The following is a 20,653-nucleotide window of genomic DNA, read 5'->3' on the forward strand; positions in this document are numbered from 1 at the left end:
AGAACAAAGGACATTAAAAAAGCCTTATTGATTTATCAATAAGGCTTTTTTAATGTAAAATTTTGGGCTTACGCTTTTAGATTACGAACCAGTTTACTCTCGGTATTTACAGATTTACCGGCTTGGTCGTAGGTCATTGACGTTGGTGCGCCAATTAATATCTCTTTTAATTGTTTAACACTAAGTTGCGCTTGACGGGCAGCATGAGCATTAACATTATTTTGTTTTTGGCATTGTGCAAGTTGAGTTTTAACTTGGCTTATTAGCTCAGATATTTCAGGGCTTTGTGTATCGTTACTGGCAATTAGCTTACTTAGCTCTTTATCTAGAGTGCTTAGCTTAGTTAAAAAAGACATTTTTTGTTGGGCAATTTCTTTTAGACCAGCACCACGTCGTGAGGCAATAGCAGTAAGCTCATCGTTTAATAGCGTGTGTAAAGAGTCTAAACAACTTACTTGTTGGTTTAGCTTTACGCTAATTAAACTATTATGATCAGCCATACACGTTAAACTCAAAATCAGCTAAGTTTTTAGCAAGCTTTTCACTGTCCACTTGGTATTTACCTTCAGTTATTGCTTTTTTTAGCTCAGCAACTTTATCGCTGTCAAAGCCAGGCGATTGCTGTGCTTTATCTTGAAGCGTTTTTAATTGCTGCGCTTGCGGCGTTAAACTTACAGAATCACTTGCAGCTTTAGGCGAAGGGGCCTGAGCAGCTTGTGTATTTGCGTTATCTTTTTTTAAATCAACTTGTTGCTGCTTTGCATTTGTTAACGCATTAGCTTGTTGATTACTGCCATTAACTTGATTAACCATAATAATAAACCCGTATATTACCCAACTTATGCCATCTTATCGGCATATACGTAGGATACTTTAGTATAAATCTAAATTAAATATTCACCTGAACAGACTCTACACCATCTACTCGCGCATTTAAAACTTTACCTGATTTTTTGTTTTTTATTTGTATCTGTTCGCCCAAAGTACCGTCTTCTAAAGCAATACCTGTGGTTTTAATTCTAAGACCCCTCAGGTTTGCGTAAATATTAACAGAGTCACCTTTACACACCATGCAAATTTGGTTTAGTAATACTGGCATACCACTTCTAATATTTCGTTTACTTCTACTACCTATTAGCATTGTGGGATCATCTAAGTACTGTATTCGTACAAAGTGAGTTGGTTTCATTTCAATACTTAAATGCGATTTAGTTATTACTTCACCGCGGGTTAAATTAGCAGTGGCAACAACAACTGGGGCCATTTCAACAACTCTTACATGAACGTATTGAGCCCACGTTGGCGCATCATTGCACTTGGCTTGTAAGGTTACTTGGCGGTTAAATGGTGGCTCATCGGATGTTGATAATTCAAGCTCTGTATTACAGACACGATCAGGAATGCGACTGTCTAAAGGCAGAGCACTTAATTGAGTATTAGTATTTTGTAATGTACCAATTTGCTTAGCTATGTAAGCAACGGCCATGTCTTGTAATAAATCTTTACTAAACACTTTAGCTTGCAAAGGGAATACAAAGCACAAGCTAGTAACAAAATAAAAAACACTGTATCTTCTGATTTTTTTTAACAAACTCATAATGTTTCGACTATGCTTATGGTTTCAAACAGGGTATAAATATTTTGCGTCAAAAAGTAGACGCACCCGCGATGTTATGTAGCTTTATAAATAGAAAGCAATTATCGTTCCGTATTATTTGTTTTCTTTAGGAGATTTGAATGGCAGGCATTTTAGACTCAGTAAACCAACGCACACAGTTGGTTGGGCAGAACCGCCTAGAATTACTTTTATTTAAGCTCAGAGGGCGTCAGCGTTTTGGTATTAATGTATTTAAAGTGAGAGAAGTGCTGCAATGCCCTCCACTAACAAGCATGCCAAAATCTAATCCGTATATTCGTGGTGTTGCACATATTCGTGGTCAAACCATTTCGGTTATTGATTTATCAATGGCTGTAGGTGGGCGCCCAATCGACAACATTAAAGACAGCTTTATAATCATTGCTGAATACAATCGCTCTGTGCAAGGGTTTTTAGTGGGCGGAGTTGAACGCATTGTAAATATGAATTGGGAAAAAATAATGCCACCGCCATCAGGCGCCGGACGTTATTCATATTTAACGGCAGTGACCGAAATCGAAAATGAATTAGTCGAGATTCTCGATGTAGAAAAAATTCTCAACGAAATTTGTCCAGTAAACACAGAAGTAAGTGCTGAAGTTGCACAAAGTGGCGATATTCAAAGAGATTTAGGCGAACGTATCGTATTTATTGCAGATGACTCTGCTGTTGCCCGTAATCAAGTTAAACGAGCCTTAGAGCCGCTAGGTGTTCAAACAGAGCTTGCTAAAAATGGTAAGGAAGCTTTAATTAGGCTTAAAGAAATAGCAGAGCTTGATTGTAAAAATGATATTACAGAGCGAGTAGCATTACTTATCTCAGACGTTGAAATGCCAGAAATGGACGGCTATACCTTAACAGCTGAAATAAAAGCAGATCCCAAACTTGCACCTTTGCATGTTATTTTGCATACCTCTTTGAGTGGTGTTTTTAACCAAGCGATGATTGAAAAAGTAGGGGCAGATGACTTTATTGCTAAATTTAACCCAGATGAATTAGCAACAGCGGTTAAAAAGTGGGTTCATTGTGATTAACAAAAATAGGTGCTACTAACTTGAATAATAAAGATTTGCAGCAAAGTGAATACGACCAGTTTCGTTCGTTTTTAGAGCAGCAATGCGGCATTGTTTTAGGTGAAAATAAACAGTATTTAGTTAAAAGCCGACTTGCTCCGTTAATGACTCGATTTAATGTGGGATCTTTATCGGAATTGGTTAGTAAAACTCTCGGGCCTCATGAGCGGCAATTAAGAGCCGCTGTGGTTGATGCAATGACCACCAACGAAACTTTGTGGTTTAGAGATCAATACCCATTTGAGTTACTCCAAAACAAGCTTTTCCCAGAATTTAAAGATTTAAGAAGACCTTTAAAAATTTGGTCTGCTGCCAGTTCGTCAGGCCAAGAACCTTACTCAATAGCTATGTCGGTTGCTGAATTTAATGCTAAGCAACCAGGTGTGCTTCGTATGGGGGCACAAATTATTGGTACCGACATATCTAATACCATGCTTGATATGTGTAAAAATGCAGAGTATGACGCGTTGGCACTTGCCAGAGGGTTATCTGCAGAGCGTCGTAAAAAGTTTTTTAAAGACAGCGGCAACGGTATGGCACAAGTAAACGATACAATAAAAAAACAAGTTAGTTTTAGGCATTTAAATCTGCTTGATTCTTACGCGTTAATGGGCAAGTTTGATATTATTTTTTGCCGAAATGTACTAATTTATTTTGCGCCTGAAATAAAAGCTAAAATTATTAACCAGTTTGCACAAGCGTTAAATCCAAACGGTTACCTATTTTTAGGCGCGTCAGAGTCCCTAACTGGCCTAAGTACTGAATTTGATATGGTTAGGTGCAACCCTGGTATTATTTACCAAAAGAAGTAATTAAGCTAACTCCCTTCCCTAAAACGACGCACCTAGCGTCGTTTTTCTATTTAGATACATAGTCTTATAAAAATATAGCATGCTCTAATATTAATGGCTTATTTTTTGCTTTATTAATGGGTAAGTCAATTTTTTGGAGAAGGTTATGGCTATCAGTTTTGATAAAGCATTAGGTGTGCATCCGCAAGCCATGTTGATCCGTTCACAGCGAGCAGAATTAATTGCAACTAATATAGCTAACGCTGATACGCCTGGCTATAAAGCAAAAGATATTGATTTTGCCTCTGCTTTAAAAGCGGCAAGGTCAACCCAGCAAAGCGGCAATACTATGGTAAGAACTAATGATAAACACATTGGTGGAGGTACTCATAGTATGGGCAGTTCAGAATCATTTCGTTTGCCAAATCAATCAGATACTGGTGATGGTAACTCGGTTGATATACAAGTGGAACGAAACTTGTATACACAGAATGCTATGGAGTATCAGGCCAGCTTGCAGTTCTTAAGCGGCAAATTTAAAGGCCTGAATAAAGCTCTCGGTAGTCAAGGATAAAAATTATGAGTTTATATAATGTTTTCGATATTGCAGGTTCGGGTATGAGCGCACAAAACGTTCGCTTAAATACGACAGCTAGTAATATTTCTAATGCTAATACCATTAGTTCATCTCAAGACAAAACGTACCGAGCGCGCCAACCTGTATTTGCGGCTGAGCTAACAAAGGCTTCAGCATCAGTAAGTAACCAGCAGGGCTCCGCAGTTGGTGTTAAAGTTTTGGGCATTGTTGAAAGCGATGCGCCATTGCAAATTGAATATAACCCAAACCATCCAAGTGCGGATGAAAATGGCTATATCTATAAACCCAACGTTAATGTTGTAGAGGAGATGGCAAATATGATTTCTGCCTCTCGTTCTTACCAAACAAACGTGCAAGTTGCTGATGCAGCTAAGCAAATGCTAAGTAAAACACTGTTGCTAGGGCAGCGGTAACCGAGGGTAGGTTATGAGTAACGATATTAGTACATCTTCATCCTATTTAGACTCTTTGCGTTGGCAAGAATCGCAAGTAGCGACCAGCGACAATGAGAGTGATGCGTTAACGCAAGAAGACTTTTTTTCTTTGTTAACTCAGCAATTATCGTATCAAGATCCCAGTAACCCTGCGGATAACGATCAAATGATTGCTCAAATGACTAGCTTTACGATGGCGCAAGGTATCAGTGATTTGAATTCAAATTTTGATACGTTGGCTACTTCGATGACATCAAACTCAGCCCTGCAAGCTTCAACGCTTGTTGGCAAGCAGGCTTTACTAGAGTCAAATACTGTTGATTTAAATGAATCAGGTGATGCTAAAGGGTCTATCGTTGCTGAAAGTGCAGTTGAAAGCTTAACACTTAGTGTAACTGACGCTTCAGGACAGCTAGTGAGAACAATTGATATGGGTTCTCAGCCTGCGGGCGCTGTTCGCTTCGCTTGGGATGGTAATAATGAAAGCGGTGAGCGTTTACCTGAAGGGGAATACACATTATCGGCACAAGGTAGTACCAATGGCCAGTTTTCTAGCTTGCCTATTGCAACTTTCAAAAATATTGAAAGTGTAAACATTAACGGCTCAAGCGGCATCATTGTGAACACCAAAGAAGGTGCGGTTAGGTTAACCGACATTGCAGAAATCGCGTAACAAATTTAATATTTCTTGCCTGCCAGCAGGCCACAGATTAACAGGTTAGAGGTGAATTATGAGCTTCAATATTGCATTAACCGGCCTAGCTGCCGCACAAAAAGATTTAGACGTAACTGCAAATAATATTGCAAACGTAAATACAACAGGTTTTAAAGAGTCACGCGCTGAGTTTGCCGATGTTTACGCTTCATCAGTATTTAGCTCTGGTAAGACTAAAAATGGTGATGGTGTTCAAACCGCTATGGTTGCACAGCAGTTTCATCAAGGCTCACTGCAATTTACAAATAACTCACTTGATTTGGCTATCACTGGTGAAGGTTATTTCGCGATGAGTGAAGACTTAGGTTCTCAAGATTTTTCTTACACTCGTGCAGGTGCATTCAAATTAAATGAAGATAATTTTGTAGTAGATGCCAAAGGTAATTTTTTACAAGGTTTCCCTGTTGATGAAGCTACAGGTGCCACTACATCAGTAAGTTTGAGTACTTCATCACCATTACAGATACCGGATTCGTCTGGTTCTCCTCGCGCAACAAGTAAAGTGTACTCATCATTTAACTTAGATTCACGAGAAACTCAACCTACAGTAACTCCTTTTGATTCAAGTACGAGTGCTTCTTATAATAGTTCTACATCAACTACAGTTTATGACTCATTAGGTGAGCCACATGTTTTACAGCTTTTCTTTGTAAAGCAAGACCCAACGACAACACCAAATCAATGGCAAGTTTATGGAACTTTAGACGGGAAAAATTTTGGGACAGATGGAGTTGAAACAGTCGCAGGTTCACATACTCCTATAGATACTTTTGAATTTACATCAGCAGGTTTGCCTAATGTAACATCACCGGCTACAACTTTTGATGATATAGACTTATCTTCTGATGCGACTACAGGTTTGACTTCTCTTTTGACTAATGGTGCAAGTTTTCCTGATGATGTGTCAGTCAGTTGGCGTGATGAAGCGGGAACCAGTAATAAAGTTCCCACTCAGTATGCAGGTAACTTTGAAGTAAAAGCGCTTGAGCAAGACGGTGCTACTGTTGGCCGTTTAGCCGGTATTGATATTGGTACTGATGGTAAAGTAGTTGCATCTTACAGTAATGGTGACTCAACTTTTCTAGGTCAAGTCGCTATGGTTCGTTTTTCTAACTCACAAGGCTTACAGCAAGTCGGTGATACCGCTTGGAAAAAAAGTTTAACATCTGGTGATCCAATTGCAGGCGAACCAGGATCAGGTACTTTAGGATCGATCAATTCATCAGCGCTTGAGCAATCAAATACAAACCTTACTAATGAACTAGTAGACTTAATTACTGCACAGCGTAATTACCAAGCAAACTCACGTGCGCTTGAAGTTAACTCAACTATTCAGCAAAGTATTTTGCAGATTCGATAAGCTAAACCCCATTAAATATATTAGGCTGCACTTTTGCAGCCTTTTTTGTAAGTCCTCTTTGTAAGCCCTTCTAAAAACCTCTCAATGTTGCGTCAAATTTAATCTGGCACCTATTTTGCATTTATAAGTTCAGAGATTTTTTATGTGAGTCGATACTATGGACAAAATGGTCTACATTGCGGCCTCTGGCGCTAAGCAAAGCCTACAAGGGCTTGCGCTTAAAGCCAATAATTTGGCGAATGCAAATACAACAGGATTTAAAGCTGACTTTGCCCAGGCGCGTTCTATGCAAGCGTTTGGCGAAGGTTTGCCTACACGTGTATTTTCAATGCAAGAGCGTCCGGGTTCAAACATGGTATCGGGTGGCATTGTGCAAACCGGGCGAGACTTAGATATCGCAATGAGCGATAACGCATGGCTTGCTGTGCAAGATGCCTCCGGTAATGAAGCTTACACAAAAGTGGGTACGTTAAACGTTACTGCTCAAGGCATGCTTGTAACCAGTCATGGTCGTCAAGTTATTGGCGAAGGGGGACCTGTAATTTTACCCGTCCCAGTCGAAAAAATAGGGTTTAGCCAAGATGGCGCTATTCAAGTTCGACCACAAGGCGCTCCCGCTAACTTTTTAGAAGAAATCGACACGCTTAGAGTGGTAGAAGCAAATAGCTCACAGCTCGAAAAAGGTAACGACGGTTTATTTAGACCAAAAGCAAATGTAACAGTAGATACCTCTGCCAATGTAAAAGTTTTAAGTGGTTCGCTTGAAATGTCGAATGTGAATCCGGTTCACGAAATGGTCGACATGATAAGCCACCAGCGCCAATTTGAATTACAAGTGAAATTAATGAAAACAGCTGAAGAAATTGACGAGCGTCAAGATCAGTTATTACGCATAGTTTAACTTTAAAGTGAGGACACGATTATGAATCCAGCATTGTGGATCAGTAAAACTGGGCTAGACGCTCAACAAACCGATATATCGGTTATCTCAAATAATTTAGCGAATGCGAGTACCGTAGGTTACAAAAAAAGCCGCGCTATATTTGAAGATTTACTTTATCAAAATATTAATCAACCGGGTGGTCGTTCATCGCAAGATACCGAAATGCCGTCGGGCTTAATGTTAGGTGCGGGTGCTAAAGTTGTAGCTAACCAAAAAGAGTTTACGCAAGGCAACATGTTGACCACCGAAAACTCACTAGATTGGATGATTTCTGGCGAAGGTTTTTTTGAAGTACTGCAACCAGATGGCAATATTGCTTACTCGCGCAATGGTCAGTTTACTACTGATGGCGATGGACGAATTGTAACATCGGGCGCAGGTTACGTTATTCAGCCAGAAATGAATGTACCTGATGACGCGCAATCAATTACGGTTTCGCAAGACGGCGAAGTATCTGTGCGTGTTGCAGGCCAAGCCGATAACGTTGTAATTGGTCAGCTGACTATTAGTGACTTTATTAATCCATCGGGTCTTGAGCCAATTGGTCAAAACCTTTATACCGAAACGGCTGTAAGTGGTGCGCCTGTACAAGGTAATCCTGGTGTTGAAGGGTTAGGTAGTATTATTCAAGGCTCACTCGAAACTTCAAACGTAAATGTGACTGAAGAGCTGGTAAATCTAATAGAAACTCAGCGTATTTACGAAATGAACTCAAAAGTAATTTCGGCCGTTGACGAAATGATGAGTTATATCAATCAACAGCTTTAATAGAGTAGGGGGAATTATGCGTAATATTATTTTATTTGCAGCGGGCACATTATTTTTAAGTGGCTGTATGTCTACGCAAAATAGTGAGGTAGTGCAGGACGACCCTTACTACGCACCTATGTACCCCGAGCCTATTCTAGAGCCGCTGGTAGCCACAGGTTCATTGTTTAATACTCATACATCAAACGACTTATATTCTGATAAAAAAGCGCTACGTACTGGCGATATAATTACGGTTAAATTGCAAGAGTCTACTCAAGCAACAAAAGCCGCTAAAACAGAAACAGACAAAGAAACTGACGCAAGCTTAGACCCAGTGATTGGCTTAGGTGGTCTACCTGTAAATATAGGTGGCGATAGTATTCAGTTTGGTATTGGTAGTGATTCGTCGTTTACGGGCGATTCAAAATCTAACCAGTCAAACAGCTTAGTGGGCGATATTTCGGTTAATGTAATGCGCGTTTTACCTAACGGTAATTTAGTTATTCGCGGCGAAAAATGGCTAACGCTTAATACCGGTGAAGAGTTTATTCGTTTAGAAGGGCTAGTACGCCCTCAAGACGTAAGCGCCGATAATACGGTTGAATCAAACCGCATTGCTAATGCACGTATTCAATACTCAGGTAAAGGGCAAACGCAAGAGGCGCAAAGTCCTGGTTGGCTTACACGTTTCTTTAGCAGTTCGCTGTTTCCATTTTAGAGGGTAACAACATGAATAGCCTTAAAGCTTTATGTTTAGTTGTGTTATTAGGTTGGCAGTTTACTGCCAGTGCTGAGCGCATAAAAGATGTGTCTATGGTTGAAGGCGTACGCTCTAACCAATTAGTCGGTTATGGCTTAGTGGTTGGTTTACCAGGCACTGGCGAGCAAAACTCATACACACAACAAAGTTTTAGAGGCATGTTGAACAGCTTTGGTATTACGCTGCCTTCAACTCAAAGTCCTAAAATTAAAAATGTTGCCGCTGTTGCTGTGCATGCAGAGTTACCCGCATTTAGAAAGCCCGGGCAAACAATAGATATTACGGTTTCTTCTATTGGTAGTGCAGGCAGTTTACGTGGCGGTACTTTACTACAAACTTTTTTAAAAGGTGTAGATGGTAACGTGTATGCAATTGCACAAGGTAGTTTAATTGTCGGTGGCTTAGGCGCACAAGGCCTTGATGGCAGTAGAGTTGTAATTAACACCCCTACAGTTGGCCGTATACCAAATGGCGCTACAGTTGAGCGCGCCGTAGAAAGCCCATTTATGCAAGGCGATTACATTACCTTCAACTTAAACCGCCCAGACTTTACAACGGCAAAACGCCTAGAAAAAACAATTAATGACTTAGTTGGCCCAAATAGCGCACAAGCAATAGATTCTGTTTCTATTCGTGTTATAGCACCACGCGATGCATCCCAGCGTGTATCGTATTTATCGACACTTGAAAACTTAGAATTTAAACCAGCTGACATGGCCGCTAAAATTATAGTTAACTCGCGCACCGGTACAATTGTCATTGGCAAAAACGTTAAGCTTCAGCCTGCGGCTATAACTCATGGTGGCTTAACAGTAACAATTGCAGAACAACAAAACGTGTCACAACCAAATCCGCTAGCAAACGGTGATACAGTTGTCACGCAGCAAAGTATTATTGATGTAAACCAAGACGACTCGCGCGCCTTTGTATTTAACCCTGGTGTAAGCCTTGACGATTTAGTTCGCGCAATTAACGAAGTAGGCGCAGCGCCTGGTGACTTAATGGCTATTTTAGAAGCACTAAAAGAAGCTGGCGCAATTAACGGACAGTTAGTTGTTATATAAATAACCCAGGCCATTAAATAACGTATTACTTAAGCCCTATATTTTTGAAATTAGGGCTTTTTATTTACAGCAACTTAAGTTTATTATTTTTATCTTCCTTGTTTTATCGGTAGTGGCTTAATTTTTGCATTTTTAACTGCATTATTCATTTTGTGTCAAAAAGCCGATGGAAACTAATCATCTCGATAAACAAAACTTTTTTGATTTAGGCAACTTAGATTCACTTCGTAAAGAAGCCTTAACGAGTGGCGATGCATCAACTGATGCCTCTAAAGCTGCGCTCAAAAAAGCGGCCGCACAATTTGAAGCTATTTTTACGCAAATGTTGCTCAAAGGAATGCGCAAAGCTAACGAAGCATTTGAAGACAAAGACAGCCCATTTAATTCAAGTGGCGTAAAGTTTTTTGAAGAAATGCACGATCAGCAACTTTCAACAGAGCTTTCATCAAATGGCTCGTTAGGCCTTGCCGATTTAATAGTTCAGCAGTTATCGCCTGAGTCTAAAAACTTTATGCCAGGCTCGGTGCTTAGAACAACTAACGATATTTTTAGCGATACGCAAGTCGGTTCTGCTCTTCCTCATGAGCAAAAAAATAAGCAACCCGATCTTATCGTTAAGAGTACTAAAGCCGATATTGCTGAGCCTAAAGTCGATACTGCAGAGTCTAAAACCGATAGCCCAACATTTAAAAATGCAGAAGAGTTTGTAAGTTCAGTGTGGGAACACGCTAAAACTGCAGCGCAAAAAATTGGTTTAAATCCTGCGGTAATGGTTGCACAAGCGGCACTTGAAACCGGTTGGGGTAAGCACATTATTAACAAAAGTGACGGTGGCAGCTCAAATAACTTATTTAATATTAAGTCAGATAAAAGCTGGGAAGGCGATAAAGCAAGCAAAATAACGCTTGAGTTTGAGCAAGGTACACCCGTTAAAAAACAAGCCAGCTTTAGAGCCTACGACTCAATTAAAGACAGCGTGAACGACTTCGTTGATTTTTTAACGCAAAACCCACGCTACAAAGAAGCATTACAAAATACAGCTAAACCAAACGACTTTTTAGATTCATTACAAAAAGCAGGTTATGCAACCGATCCAAATTACGCCAGCAAAATAAAAAAAGTGCTCAATAGCAGTCAGCTAAAAGACATTGCGGCAAACGTGATCCGCCAAGGAGTAGAGTAACATGTCGTTTAATTTATTAAACATTGCCAGTTCTGGGGTTAGATCAAGCTCGGAGCTACTGCAAACGACAAGTAAAAATATCGCCAATGTAAATACCGAAGGCTATGTGCGTGAGCGTACAGAGTTTACTACTATGGTTGACAACCAAGTAGGGCGAGGCGAAACATACCGATTACTAAACGAGTTTGCTCAGTCACAGCTAAATCGTGACACCTCTAATAAATCGTTTTTCGATCAGTTTATTACTGAGGCTAATCGAGTTGATACTATTTTTTCTGAAGAGTCGAACAACCTTTCGACTGGTATTAACTCTTTATTTAATAACGTGCAAGAAGCGCTAAATCAGCCCTCATCTACTGTTGCTCGCTCATTAGTAATGACAGATGCGCAAAGCTTAATTGATCAAATGGATAGGCTTTCGGGCATCGTGCTTGATCAAAAAAGTATAGTAAACGAGCAGCTCGAAATATTTTCAGATGAAGCAAACTCACTCATTCAAAGTATTAGCACGCTAAATCAAAATATTGCAGCAGTTAATGGCACTAATAACGCCGCAGATGCCAGCTCTACCTATAACGAACGCGATAAAGCAATACGCGACTTATCAGAGCTAATAGACATTGAAACGCTTGATGGTCCAAATGGCGAAAAACTCGTTTTTATGGGCACAGGCGAAGCGGTGGTTATGCAAAATGGCGCATTTAACTTATTTTCGATGACAGGGGATCCTGATCCTAATTTTAAAGAATTCACGCTTGATGTTGATGGTGGCAAAGCTGTGCCGCTTGAAGTTGATGTAAGTAAGCTTAAAGGCAAAATTGGCGGCTTACTTGCTTTTAGAGATGACATATTAGTCCCTGCGCAAAACCAAATTGGCCAAATGGGCTTAGCGATAGCTGATGCATTTAACGAGCAAAACAAATTGGGTATGGATGCAACGGGCCAGCTAGGGGGTAATATTTTTAATATACCTACCGTTGGCGCTTATGCGTATCAAGCGAATACTGGTGATGCTGGTATGACTGCAACTGTAGAGCCCGGTAAAGGTAGTGAACTTCCTGCTAGTGACTTTATTATTACTTATACCAGTGCGACATCGGTTTCTATTCAACCAGTAGATAATAAAGGCGAGCCGCTAGGTGATCCATCAGTTGCAGATATCCCAGCTGATGGGATCATAAATGCAGACGATATTCGAAATGCAGTCCCTTATCAAGCGGCAACAGCTACAACATCAGAAGTGTTAGCAACGGTAAAAGACTCCTTCGGACTACAATTAAATATAGATACAACCAAAACAGGTAACGTGGGAGATCAGTTTCAAATTAAACTTAATTCCGACTCGGCTTCTAGCATCACGCTTGCAACAGGGCGCGGCGAAGATTTAGCATTAGCTTCACCTATCCGTACATCTAACAGTATAGATAATACAGGTACTGCAACTATTTCAGTGGGTACAGTTAGTAGCGTTATTTCAGGTGGATTTACTTTAGAAACACCTCTCACTACACCGCCTATACCAGTTAATCCACCAGTACTTGCTAATGGTGATATTAAAATTGTTAAAGCTACAGGTACCAATGATTATTTAATTAGCGATGGTAGTGGCACTGATGTGGCAGTAACTATAGCGCCCCCAGGTAAAAACGTTTTAGCAGGTCTTGGTGCCCCTTATGATTCATATGGTTTTGACTTTGATATAGAAGGCACACCAGCAACAGGCGACACCTTTACACTTGAGTTTAACGAAGGTGGCTTTGACGATAACCGCAATGGTTTAAAATTAGCTGACTTACAGAATGGCGAGTTAGTCCGTTTAAATGTAGAAACAACAGCAACGGCCGACAACCATAAAACCTTTAACCAAGCTTATTCAGGATTAGTGAGTGATATAGGTGTTATAACTGGCCAAGCAATCACAAGCGGTAGTGCGTTTAATGCATTAGCAGAGCAGTCTGAGGCATGGTATGAATCACTATCGGGTGTAAACCTTGATGAAGAGGCCGCAAATTTACTGCGTTTTCAACAATCATATTCAGCATCAGCACAAGTTTTAGCAGCAGCTCAAGAAATTTTTGACACCTTATTAAATGCGGCGAGGTAATTATGCGTTTATCTAATAATTTAATGTACCAAAACAACATAAATAAAATACTCGACAACCAACAAGGTGTTGCCAGCGCGCAAGAGCGAGTAACAACAGGTGAAAAGTATTTAACCACCTCAGAAGCGCCAGCTGCTATTTCGCAAGCTATGTTGTATTCAAATAAAATACAAACTAATGAGCAATACACTAAAAATATCGATCAGCTAAATGGGCGCCTAGAAACTGAAGAAAGCGTATTACAAAGCATAAATAGTAATATTCAACAAGCGCAAGAGCTGACTATTCAGGCAGGTAATGGTGTTTATACTAAAGACGATTTAAAATCGATTGCATCAGAACTTAGTGGCATTCAACAAACGTTAGCTAACTTAATGAATACCCGTTCAGAAGACGGCAAATTTATATTTTCAGGTTACCAAGACAGCACGCAGCCTTATCAGCTCGAATCAGGTGAATATAGCTATAAAGGCGACCAAGGTCAGCACCAAATTACAATAGCTGAAGGTGTATCAATTAAAGCGAGTGATAACGGCTTTGATACGTTTGAAAAAACAGATGCCAGACTAAATGTACTCGATAATAAAGCAGACATACCAACAACAACACCGACCAATAATATTACTAGTGGCACTGTTTATGTTGATGGCCAAGCCGAGTTCGATAAGTTCCATCAAGCTCAATACAATGCTGATCCAACGACTCCAGTTTCACCTACAGCAAATACTTTTAGTGTAGTTACAACCGCTGGTGCGACAACAAACGATCCAGATACATACGAAGTTTTACAAGATGGCGTGTCGCTTACCCCGCCTCAAACTGGTGAAGTTACAGATGATACAATTGAATTTGCAGGTATGAAAATTCAATTTGAGGGTAGTGCGCCTGGTCAACTAGATTTTAGCCTTGAAAAGCCAGGCAAAGAAAACGTACTCAATACACTACAAGCACTTATTACCGGCCTTAACGATGGCACACTTGAAGGTGATGACTTTCAGCAAGTACTTGCTGATGGCTTAGTGCAATTACAAAATGCGAGTGAGCAAGTGGTGTTTACCCAAGCAAGTTTAGGCGGTCGTATGAACGCGCTTGAAAGAGTAAGCGATTCAAACTTAGCACTCGATATTCAAAATAAAAGTAATCGCTCTAACTTAGTTGAAGTTGATATGGCAGAAGCTATTAGCGAACTCACTAAACAAGAAACGGCACTGCAAGCATCGCAAGCAACTTTTGGCCGTTTAACTAACCTTTCATTATTCGATTACTTATAAGCAAGTTTTAAGCAGATTGTAAGCAGAAGTACCTTGCCGCTTTACCTACTTTAAAGCGGCAATAACTATCTACAAAATCGCGGCAAAAATTGGCTGCAAAACCGCGGCAAAAAAATGTCACCCCCTTCTAAATAACTTCACTAATTATTTACAATTCAGCAGAACCTATTTTTGTCTATAAAAACAATCGCTTAAAAATAAATTAAAGTTGGCACAGTAAATGCTTTTCTTATTGTAAGAAATTATCGAACAGTGGTTCCTGTTAAATCGTGTTGAACCACACTCTGTTTAAACCTAGGAGATGGTAAAATGGCATTAACAGTAAATACTAATGTGTCGTCACTAAACGCACAACGTAACCTTAATAAATCAGGTGAAGGCTTAGCTACTTCAATGGAGCGTTTATCATCAGGTATGCGTATCAATAGCGCAAAAGATGATGCGGCTGGCTTACAAATTTCTAACCGTTTAACTTCACAAATAAATGGTTTAGCTGTAGCCCAACGTAATGCCAACGATGGTATCTCAATGGCGCAAACCGCTGAAGGTGCAATGGGCGAATCGACCAATATATTACAGCGTATGCGAGAGCTTGCATTACAATCAGCCAATGGTTCAAATTCAAAAGAAGACAGAGATGCATTACAAAAAGAAGTAAGTGCGCTGCAAACTGAATTAACCCGTATCGCAGAAACCACTTCGTTTGGCGGACAGCAGTTGTTAGATGGTAGTTACGGCACCAAATCATTCCAAGTAGGCGCAAATGCTAATGAACTCATAAATGTGACTCTTAAAGATATTTCTGCAGATCAAATTGGAGGTACTTACGCTGCTTCGAATGATGCAGGTAGTTCTTTTGGCATTGATGCTGCTGGAGCTGTTTTGAATGACTCCGGTAATTTAGCTCAATCAATCTCGATCACGGCTGCGGGGAAAGCAGAAAGCGTAACTATAAGTGCTAACTCAAGTGTTACAGAGACCGCCTCTATCATTAATGCAACCGGAGCTGATGTTCGAGCAGAAGCTGTTGCTATGGTTGATATTGAGGTTAACGCTTCTCTAACAGGAACGATGTCGATAGGCGACCATGAGATAACGTTATCAAATGAAACTACTGATAGCTTGGCCTCTAAGCTTGAAGAATTGGGTTATACAGTTAATTCGAATGGGACTACTATTGAACTCGATGCTAGAGGAGTTGATGGCATAATAATCCAAGGAGACGACTCCGCTAGTAATGATTTCTCTATTACTTCTCGTGGTGGAACCCCGACTGCTGGGGCTGTAACAGGTGCTGATGCTGCTGCTAGCTTCACTTCATCGCTTGAGTTCTCATCAGAGAAAAGCTTCACTGTAGCTAATACTAGTGGGCAGTTAACTGCAGCTGGTCCAATATCGGTTACTGCGACAGATGTTCATGTAGATCAAATTGATATTTCTACACAAGCAGGGTCACAAACGGCAATTTCAATTATTGATGCTGCAATAGCTGATATTGATAGCCAGCGTTCTGATTTAGGTGCGGTTCAAAATCGCTTTGGCCACACTATAAGTAATCTTGCTAATATATCTGAAAATGTATCTGCATCACGAAGCAGAATTCAAGATACTGACTTTGCAACCGAAACCGCACAAATGACTAAAAACCAAATTTTACAACAAGCGGGTACGTCAATACTCTCGCAAGCAAACCAAATACCACAAGCAGCCATTAGTTTATTAGGTGGTTAATTATTAGTTCAACTAATAACTAAATATATAAACGCACTTTATTAAGTGCGTTTTTTGTTTTTAGGTTGTTAAAACCACTAAAAGCATAATATTCAAACCGTATTTTAAATCAATTTAAAATAACTAATCATTTAAAACAGTCAGTTAGCTTTTTCTAAGTAAATAAACTAATTTATTTTTAAAATACTTCTAAAGATAATTTATCTCCTGCCGTTAACTTAATCAGTACGGAGCTGAGCATACATTTGTGACAGCTCTTGGTTAAATTAAAATAGCAACATTACGAAAGTAATCAGGAGTTTTATTATGATTTCAGTAAACACAAATGTATCTTCACTAAATGCTCAACGTAACTTGTCTCAATCAGGTTCAGACCTTGCAACATCAATGGAACGTTTATCATCAGGCATGCGTATTAACAGCGCAAAAGATGATGCGGCAGGCCTACAAATTTCAAACCGTTTAACGTCACAAGTAAACGGATTAGCAGTAGCACAGCGTAACGCTAATGACGGTATTTCAATGGCGCAAACAGCTGAAGGCGCTATGAGTGAGTCAACCAATATACTTCAACGTATGCGTGAACTTGCGCTTCAATCTGCGAATGGCTCAAACTCTAAAGAAGACCGCGACTCACTGCAAAAAGAAGTATCAGCACTTCAAACAGAGTTAACGCGTATTGCCGAAACGACTTCGTTTGGTGGTCAACAATTGCTAGACGGCAGTTTTGGAACTAAATCATTTCAAATCGGAGCGAATGCAAACGAGCTTATTAATGTTTCGCTCAAAGATATTTCTGCAGACAAAATTGGCGGTACTTATGCGGAAGCTACTGCTGCAGGATCCTCATTCGGCGCTTTGGGTGCAGCAACAGGTACATTAGCTACAGCAAGCGCAGAGACCCTAAAGCTAACAGCTGCAGGTAAGGCTGTTGATGTACAAATTGCAGCTGGTTCATCAGCGACTGAGGCAGCAAATAAAATAAATGCCTCAGGCTCTGATGTTCGGGCAGCAGCTGTAGCTGAAATTGACATTACGCTAGCTACAGCTACAACAGGTACGATTTCAATTGGCGACCATGAGATAGAGCTAAATGGTGATACAACAGCCACTTTGCAAACAAAGCTTAAAGACTTAGGCTATGACGCGGAAATGAACGGCTCTATTTTGGAATTAAATGCGTCAGGAGTTGATGGCATAGTCATTAACACAGATGATACGTCTACAAATAGCGTCCTAGTTAATACAAGAGGTGACACCACAAACAGTACTGCAATAACTACAGATGCTGCAGCAAGCATTACTTCTGCACTAGAATTTTCATCAGAAAAGTCATTTCAAGTTACTGGTGGAGTAACTACGGCTGCTACTGTAACAGGAACTGCTGCGAAAGTAACAATTGATAAACTCGATATTTCTACTCAAGCTGGTTCTCAGAGCGCACTATCTATAATTGACAGTGCAATTGCAGAAATAGATTCACAGCGAGCTGATTTAGGTGCGGTTCAAAACCGTTTTGATCACACCATTAGTAACCTAGCAAACATTTCTGAAAACGTATCTGCATCACGCAGCCGTATTCAAGACACTGATTTTGCAACTGAAACTGCAGAAATGACTAAAAACCAAATCTTGCAACAAGCGGGTACATCAATATTATCGCAAGCGAATCAGTTACCACAAACAGCACTTAGCTTATTAGGTTAATAAGTTAAAAGTAATAGCTTAATGGTTAGCTAACTAATACATAAAGTCAGTATTAGTATTTTAAAAAAGGAGGTGGCTTTAGCTACCTCCTTTTGTGGTTTAAGAATATAAACTAAGCTATTGTTGGTTTAATTAAGTGAAAATAGGAATCTGTTATGAATACAATTTCTTCAAACGCAGAGGTTACAACATTACCGACTCCCGTTGCTGGTGATGATAAGCAAGTAGGGCAAGCAGCTCACACTTTAACTGAGCGAGCGATTGATGATGTAAAGCAGACGGAAGTGCTCAATCAACAAAAGTTACAGCAAAATCAATACAAAAATAATAACCAAGATGAAAAAGCTCAGCCGTTAGAGCGCGAACAACTAGAACAAATGGCGCAACAATTGCAGGATTTTATGGGCGAAATGAACCGAAGTTTACAATTTAAGGTTGATGAAGATTCAGGTCGCGATGTTATTAAAGTACTCGATAAAGACAGCGGTGAGGTTATTAAACAATATCCTTCTGAGGAAGTATTAAGTTTGGTGTCTAAACTCTCTGAGTCGGCAGGTATTTTAATTGATCAAACAGTTTAGTCGGTAGTTTGCATTACTAATATTGAGTTAGTTTATTTTTGAGTATTTAAGAGGTGAAGTATGTCTATTACATTTAATGGCTTAGGTTCTGGGTTAGCGGTGTCAGATATTGTTGATGCACTAGTTAATGCTGAACAAGCACCTGCTGAAGCTCGCTTAAATACTACAGAAAGTAAGTTAACAACGGATATTTCTGCTGTTGGGGCACTTAAGTCAGCACTTGAAAAAGTACAAACCTCAATGGAAGCATTGGGCGATAGTGATAACTACCAAAAGCGAACTGCATCTGGCAATGATGATTTTATATCTATTAGCTCAGATAAAGACGCTCAGCCAGGCAGTTACAATGTAAAAGTAGACGCATTAGCACAAGCGCATAAGTTGTCTTCCACTGCATTTGCAGCAGACGAGGCAATTGGAGCTGGCGTGATTACAATCGGTTCTGGTGCAAATAGTTTTTCTACGGTTTTATCGGCTACAAATACACTAGAAGACTTACGAGACCAAATTAATAACGGCCCTTTTACTGGCAGTGATAGCAATGACTCTGTTATTGCCACTATAGTAACCAGTGATACCGGTCAGCATTTAGTGCTCACTAGTAAAGAAACCGGCGAAGACAACGCAATAACAATTACCGTACAAGACGATGACGGCAGTAATACCGATACAGGTGGATTGTCTCGATTAGCTTATGATGTATCAGACGCAGACCCTGCTAATCATACAACTAACATAACGCAAGTTAACGCTGCTCAAAATGCACAAATAACAATTGATGGCACGTTAACTGTATCAAGCAATACAAACAAATTTAGTAGTGTTATTGACGGTGTAGATGTGACTGTTAAAAAGTTACATAGTACCGATGACGATTTAAGCGATATATCAGTTACTGAGAATAACAATAATATTAAAACAGGCTTAAATAGTTTTATTGAAAGCTATAATGAATTATTGGAGCTTAGTAATAACTTGGGTGCCTCAAGTGAAGCTGGCGCTGGAGTTATGGCTGGGGATTCATTACTTCGTGGTGTTATGTCAAAACTACGTAGTGAAATCACCGAATCAGTTGATTTAGGCGATGGTAATTCATTATCGCTTTCGCAATTAGGTGTTGAAACAGATCGCTACGGTGTTTTAACGCTAAATACAGAAACACTCGATGAGCAAATAGATGCAGATGTAAATTTAGTGCAGCAGTTTTTTGTAGGTGATGACGATGATGGTTTTGCGCAGTCTTTTGATGAGCTAATGAGCTTTTATACAGATTCTGACGGCATTATCCAAAACCGAATTGATAGTAAAACAAATCAACTCGATGACATAGATGATCAGCGCGTGAGCCTTGCTAGTAAAATGGAGTCGCTATCGTCTCGATTATACGCTCAATATAATGCGATGGATTTATTAGTAGCGAGCCTTAATAACACCAGTAGTTATGTTCAAGCTCAATTAGAGAACATGCCAGGCGTAGTTAGGCAATCAAATTAATAGCTGAGTTAAATGTATTACAGAGTCAATAAAAAACCGCTAAGTTTAAACTTAGCGGTTTTTTATTGTGTATTGCTCTTTAGTTCAAATAGTAAGATATAGCCATGTATTTAGTTAGCATAAAGGTAGTTTATTAAACCCATTTACTAGATGGCTTTATAAGCTTTTATCGCTTTTCCTGACTTTTTATGTTTAATAATAGCTTTTGACGATTCATTTTTAGCACTATTCGCTTTTACTAAAATAGTATTTATACGAAGCTGAATTAATTCTAATTGCTCTGTACTTGGACCTTCGCTACGTTCGCACCATTGCTTTATTTCAGTATTTAAAGCGTCTAAAAGAGGCTGAGCTTCGTCTGCGTTATCATCATTTACTAACACTTCAATTTTACTAAGCAACGTTTGTATGAGCTCAGAGCTGTTTGTTAGTTGCTCTGAAGATGTTGGCGAGTCCAT

At 39.7% G+C, this 20,653-nt stretch carries 21 protein-coding genes and 1 pseudogene; 18 read left to right on the forward strand and 4 right to left on the reverse strand.

The features are described 5' to 3' along the window. Positions 1-68 precede the first annotated feature (68 nt). The 3 genes from flgN to flgA all read right to left on the reverse strand — a co-directional run bounded on the left by flgN (position 69) and on the right by flgA (position 1,597). On the reverse strand, positions 69-500 hold the full coding sequence (gene flgN, locus JG479_RS04400) for a flagellar protein FlgN (protein WP_039484691.1): 432 nt from the start codon (positions 498-500) through the stop codon (positions 69-71). Further along, positions 493-813, reverse strand: a complete 321-nt coding sequence (gene flgM / locus JG479_RS04405) for a flagellar biosynthesis anti-sigma factor FlgM (protein ID WP_002959436.1) — start codon at positions 811-813, stop codon at positions 493-495. The genes flgN and flgM overlap by 8 nt, the downstream gene beginning before the upstream one ends. Positions 814-889: 76 nt before the next feature. After that, positions 890-1,597 carry a flagellar basal body P-ring formation chaperone FlgA gene (gene flgA / locus JG479_RS04410; RefSeq protein WP_149602281.1) on the reverse strand — a complete coding sequence of 236 codons (708 nt, stop codon included), beginning with the start codon at positions 1,595-1,597 and terminating at the stop codon, positions 890-892. Positions 1,598-1,737: 140 nt separating this feature from the next. Between flgA and JG479_RS04415 the strand changes: the two genes are divergently transcribed. From JG479_RS04415 to fliD, 18 genes and pseudogenes are all read left to right on the forward strand, one after another. Then, positions 1,738-2,670 carry a chemotaxis protein CheV gene (locus JG479_RS04415; RefSeq protein ID WP_002959434.1) on the forward strand — a complete coding sequence of 311 codons (933 nt, stop codon included), beginning with the start codon at positions 1,738-1,740 and terminating at the stop codon, positions 2,668-2,670. A gap of 20 nt (positions 2,671-2,690) precedes the next feature. After that, positions 2,691-3,521 carry a CheR family methyltransferase gene (locus JG479_RS04420; protein WP_138488696.1) on the forward strand — a complete coding sequence of 277 codons (831 nt, stop codon included), beginning with the start codon at positions 2,691-2,693 and terminating at the stop codon, positions 3,519-3,521. A gap of 145 nt (positions 3,522-3,666) precedes the next feature. Further along, positions 3,667-4,074, forward strand: coding sequence for a flagellar basal body rod protein FlgB (gene flgB, locus JG479_RS04425; RefSeq protein WP_002959431.1), 408 nt, complete (start codon positions 3,667-3,669; stop codon positions 4,072-4,074). Positions 4,075-4,079: 5 nt separating this feature from the next. Further along, positions 4,080-4,511, forward strand: coding sequence for a flagellar basal body rod protein FlgC (gene flgC, locus JG479_RS04430; RefSeq protein ID WP_002959429.1), 432 nt, complete (start codon positions 4,080-4,082; stop codon positions 4,509-4,511). A gap of 13 nt (positions 4,512-4,524) precedes the next feature. After that, positions 4,525-5,205 carry a flagellar hook assembly protein FlgD gene (locus JG479_RS04435; protein WP_039484684.1) on the forward strand — a complete coding sequence of 227 codons (681 nt, stop codon included), beginning with the start codon at positions 4,525-4,527 and terminating at the stop codon, positions 5,203-5,205. A gap of 58 nt (positions 5,206-5,263) precedes the next feature. Further along, the gene (gene flgE, locus JG479_RS04440) at positions 5,264-6,607 is read left to right on the forward strand and encodes a flagellar hook protein FlgE (RefSeq protein ID WP_138488697.1); all 1,344 of its coding nucleotides are present in this window, start codon (positions 5,264-5,266) and stop codon (positions 6,605-6,607) included. Between the two features lie 157 nt (positions 6,608-6,764). After that, a complete protein-coding gene (locus JG479_RS04445) occupies positions 6,765-7,508 on the forward strand; it encodes a flagellar basal body rod protein FlgF (protein ID WP_007581863.1) in 744 nt (247 codons plus the stop codon). Between the two features lie 21 nt (positions 7,509-7,529). After that, positions 7,530-8,318, forward strand: coding sequence for a flagellar basal-body rod protein FlgG (gene flgG / locus JG479_RS04450; RefSeq protein WP_002959420.1), 789 nt, complete (start codon positions 7,530-7,532; stop codon positions 8,316-8,318). 16 nt (positions 8,319-8,334) lie between these two features. Then, positions 8,335-9,018 carry a flagellar basal body L-ring protein FlgH gene (flgH, locus tag JG479_RS04455; RefSeq protein WP_002959418.1) on the forward strand — a complete coding sequence of 228 codons (684 nt, stop codon included), beginning with the start codon at positions 8,335-8,337 and terminating at the stop codon, positions 9,016-9,018. A gap of 11 nt (positions 9,019-9,029) precedes the next feature. Further along, complete coding sequence (locus tag JG479_RS04460; RefSeq protein ID WP_039484677.1) at positions 9,030-10,124, forward strand: flagellar basal body P-ring protein FlgI; 1,095 nt, start codon at positions 9,030-9,032, stop codon at positions 10,122-10,124. A 166-nt stretch (positions 10,125-10,290) separates the two neighbouring features. Continuing rightward, positions 10,291-11,307, forward strand: a complete 1,017-nt coding sequence (gene flgJ, locus JG479_RS04465) for a flagellar assembly peptidoglycan hydrolase FlgJ (protein ID WP_182712644.1) — start codon at positions 10,291-10,293, stop codon at positions 11,305-11,307. 1 nt (position 11,308) lies between these two features. Then, positions 11,309-13,411 carry a flagellar hook-associated protein FlgK gene (gene flgK / locus JG479_RS04470; RefSeq protein ID WP_200220044.1) on the forward strand — a complete coding sequence of 701 codons (2,103 nt, stop codon included), beginning with the start codon at positions 11,309-11,311 and terminating at the stop codon, positions 13,409-13,411. 2 nt (positions 13,412-13,413) lie between these two features. Further along, positions 13,414-14,682, forward strand: coding sequence for a flagellar hook-associated protein FlgL (gene flgL / locus JG479_RS04475; protein WP_200220045.1), 1,269 nt, complete (start codon positions 13,414-13,416; stop codon positions 14,680-14,682). A gap of 309 nt (positions 14,683-14,991) precedes the next feature. Further along, positions 14,992-16,413, forward strand: coding sequence for a flagellin (locus tag JG479_RS04480; RefSeq protein WP_200220046.1), 1,422 nt, complete (start codon positions 14,992-14,994; stop codon positions 16,411-16,413). A 306-nt stretch (positions 16,414-16,719) separates the two neighbouring features. Then, a pseudogene (locus tag JG479_RS20260) lies at positions 16,720-17,127 on the forward strand (flagellin N-terminal helical domain-containing protein); the annotation flags it as partial. Between the two features lie 438 nt (positions 17,128-17,565). Beyond that, positions 17,566-18,120: a flagellin gene (locus tag JG479_RS20265; protein WP_442793207.1), complete on the forward strand. Its 555-nt coding sequence runs from the start codon at positions 17,566-17,568 to the stop codon at positions 18,118-18,120. A gap of 155 nt (positions 18,121-18,275) precedes the next feature. Further along, positions 18,276-18,701: a flagellar protein FlaG gene (locus tag JG479_RS04490; RefSeq protein WP_200220048.1), complete on the forward strand. Its 426-nt coding sequence runs from the start codon at positions 18,276-18,278 to the stop codon at positions 18,699-18,701. Positions 18,702-18,761: 60 nt separating this feature from the next. After that, on the forward strand, positions 18,762-20,195 hold the full coding sequence (fliD, locus tag JG479_RS04495) for a flagellar filament capping protein FliD (protein WP_200220049.1): 1,434 nt from the start codon (positions 18,762-18,764) through the stop codon (positions 20,193-20,195). A gap of 146 nt (positions 20,196-20,341) precedes the next feature. Here the strand turns inward: fliD and JG479_RS04500 are convergent, their stop codons facing one another. Continuing rightward, positions 20,342-20,653, reverse strand: a complete 312-nt coding sequence (locus JG479_RS04500; RefSeq protein ID WP_200220050.1) for a hypothetical protein — start codon at positions 20,651-20,653, stop codon at positions 20,342-20,344.

It is taken from the genome of Pseudoalteromonas sp. LC2018020214 (assembly GCF_016598755.1).
GTDB classification, from domain to species: Bacteria; Pseudomonadota; Gammaproteobacteria; order Enterobacterales; family Alteromonadaceae; genus Pseudoalteromonas; species Pseudoalteromonas distincta.

Excerpts from the sequence above, each read along its gene's own strand:
- flgN (WP_039484691.1), bottom strand. The coding sequence starts at position 500 with ATGGCTGATCATAATAGTTTAATTAGCGTAAAGCTAAACCAACAAGTA.
- flgM (WP_002959436.1), bottom strand. The coding sequence starts at position 813 with ATGGTTAATCAAGTTAATGGCAGTAATCAACAAGCTAATGCGTTAACA.
- flgA (WP_149602281.1), bottom strand. The coding sequence starts at position 1,597 with ATGAGTTTGTTAAAAAAAATCAGAAGATACAGTGTTTTTTATTTTGTT.
- JG479_RS04415 (WP_002959434.1), top strand. The coding sequence starts at position 1,738 with ATGGCAGGCATTTTAGACTCAGTAAACCAACGCACACAGTTGGTTGGG.
- flgB (WP_002959431.1), top strand. The coding sequence starts at position 3,667 with ATGGCTATCAGTTTTGATAAAGCATTAGGTGTGCATCCGCAAGCCATG.
- flgC (WP_002959429.1), top strand. The coding sequence starts at position 4,080 with ATGAGTTTATATAATGTTTTCGATATTGCAGGTTCGGGTATGAGCGCA.
- JG479_RS04435 (WP_039484684.1), top strand. The coding sequence starts at position 4,525 with ATGAGTAACGATATTAGTACATCTTCATCCTATTTAGACTCTTTGCGT.
- flgE (WP_138488697.1), top strand. The coding sequence starts at position 5,264 with ATGAGCTTCAATATTGCATTAACCGGCCTAGCTGCCGCACAAAAAGAT.
- JG479_RS04445 (WP_007581863.1), top strand. The coding sequence starts at position 6,765 with ATGGACAAAATGGTCTACATTGCGGCCTCTGGCGCTAAGCAAAGCCTA.
- flgG (WP_002959420.1), top strand. The coding sequence starts at position 7,530 with ATGAATCCAGCATTGTGGATCAGTAAAACTGGGCTAGACGCTCAACAA.
- flgH (WP_002959418.1), top strand. The coding sequence starts at position 8,335 with ATGCGTAATATTATTTTATTTGCAGCGGGCACATTATTTTTAAGTGGC.
- JG479_RS04460 (WP_039484677.1), top strand. The coding sequence starts at position 9,030 with ATGAATAGCCTTAAAGCTTTATGTTTAGTTGTGTTATTAGGTTGGCAG.
- flgJ (WP_182712644.1), top strand. The coding sequence starts at position 10,291 with ATGGAAACTAATCATCTCGATAAACAAAACTTTTTTGATTTAGGCAAC.
- flgK (WP_200220044.1), top strand. The coding sequence starts at position 11,309 with ATGTCGTTTAATTTATTAAACATTGCCAGTTCTGGGGTTAGATCAAGC.
- flgL (WP_200220045.1), top strand. The coding sequence starts at position 13,414 with ATGCGTTTATCTAATAATTTAATGTACCAAAACAACATAAATAAAATA.
- JG479_RS04480 (WP_200220046.1), top strand. The coding sequence starts at position 14,992 with ATGGCATTAACAGTAAATACTAATGTGTCGTCACTAAACGCACAACGT.
- JG479_RS20265 (WP_442793207.1), top strand. The coding sequence starts at position 17,566 with ATGAACGGCTCTATTTTGGAATTAAATGCGTCAGGAGTTGATGGCATA.
- JG479_RS04490 (WP_200220048.1), top strand. The coding sequence starts at position 18,276 with ATGAATACAATTTCTTCAAACGCAGAGGTTACAACATTACCGACTCCC.
- fliD (WP_200220049.1), top strand. The coding sequence starts at position 18,762 with ATGTCTATTACATTTAATGGCTTAGGTTCTGGGTTAGCGGTGTCAGAT.
- JG479_RS04500 (WP_200220050.1), bottom strand. The coding sequence starts at position 20,653 with ATGGACTCGCCAACATCTTCAGAGCAACTAACAAACAGCTCTGAGCTC.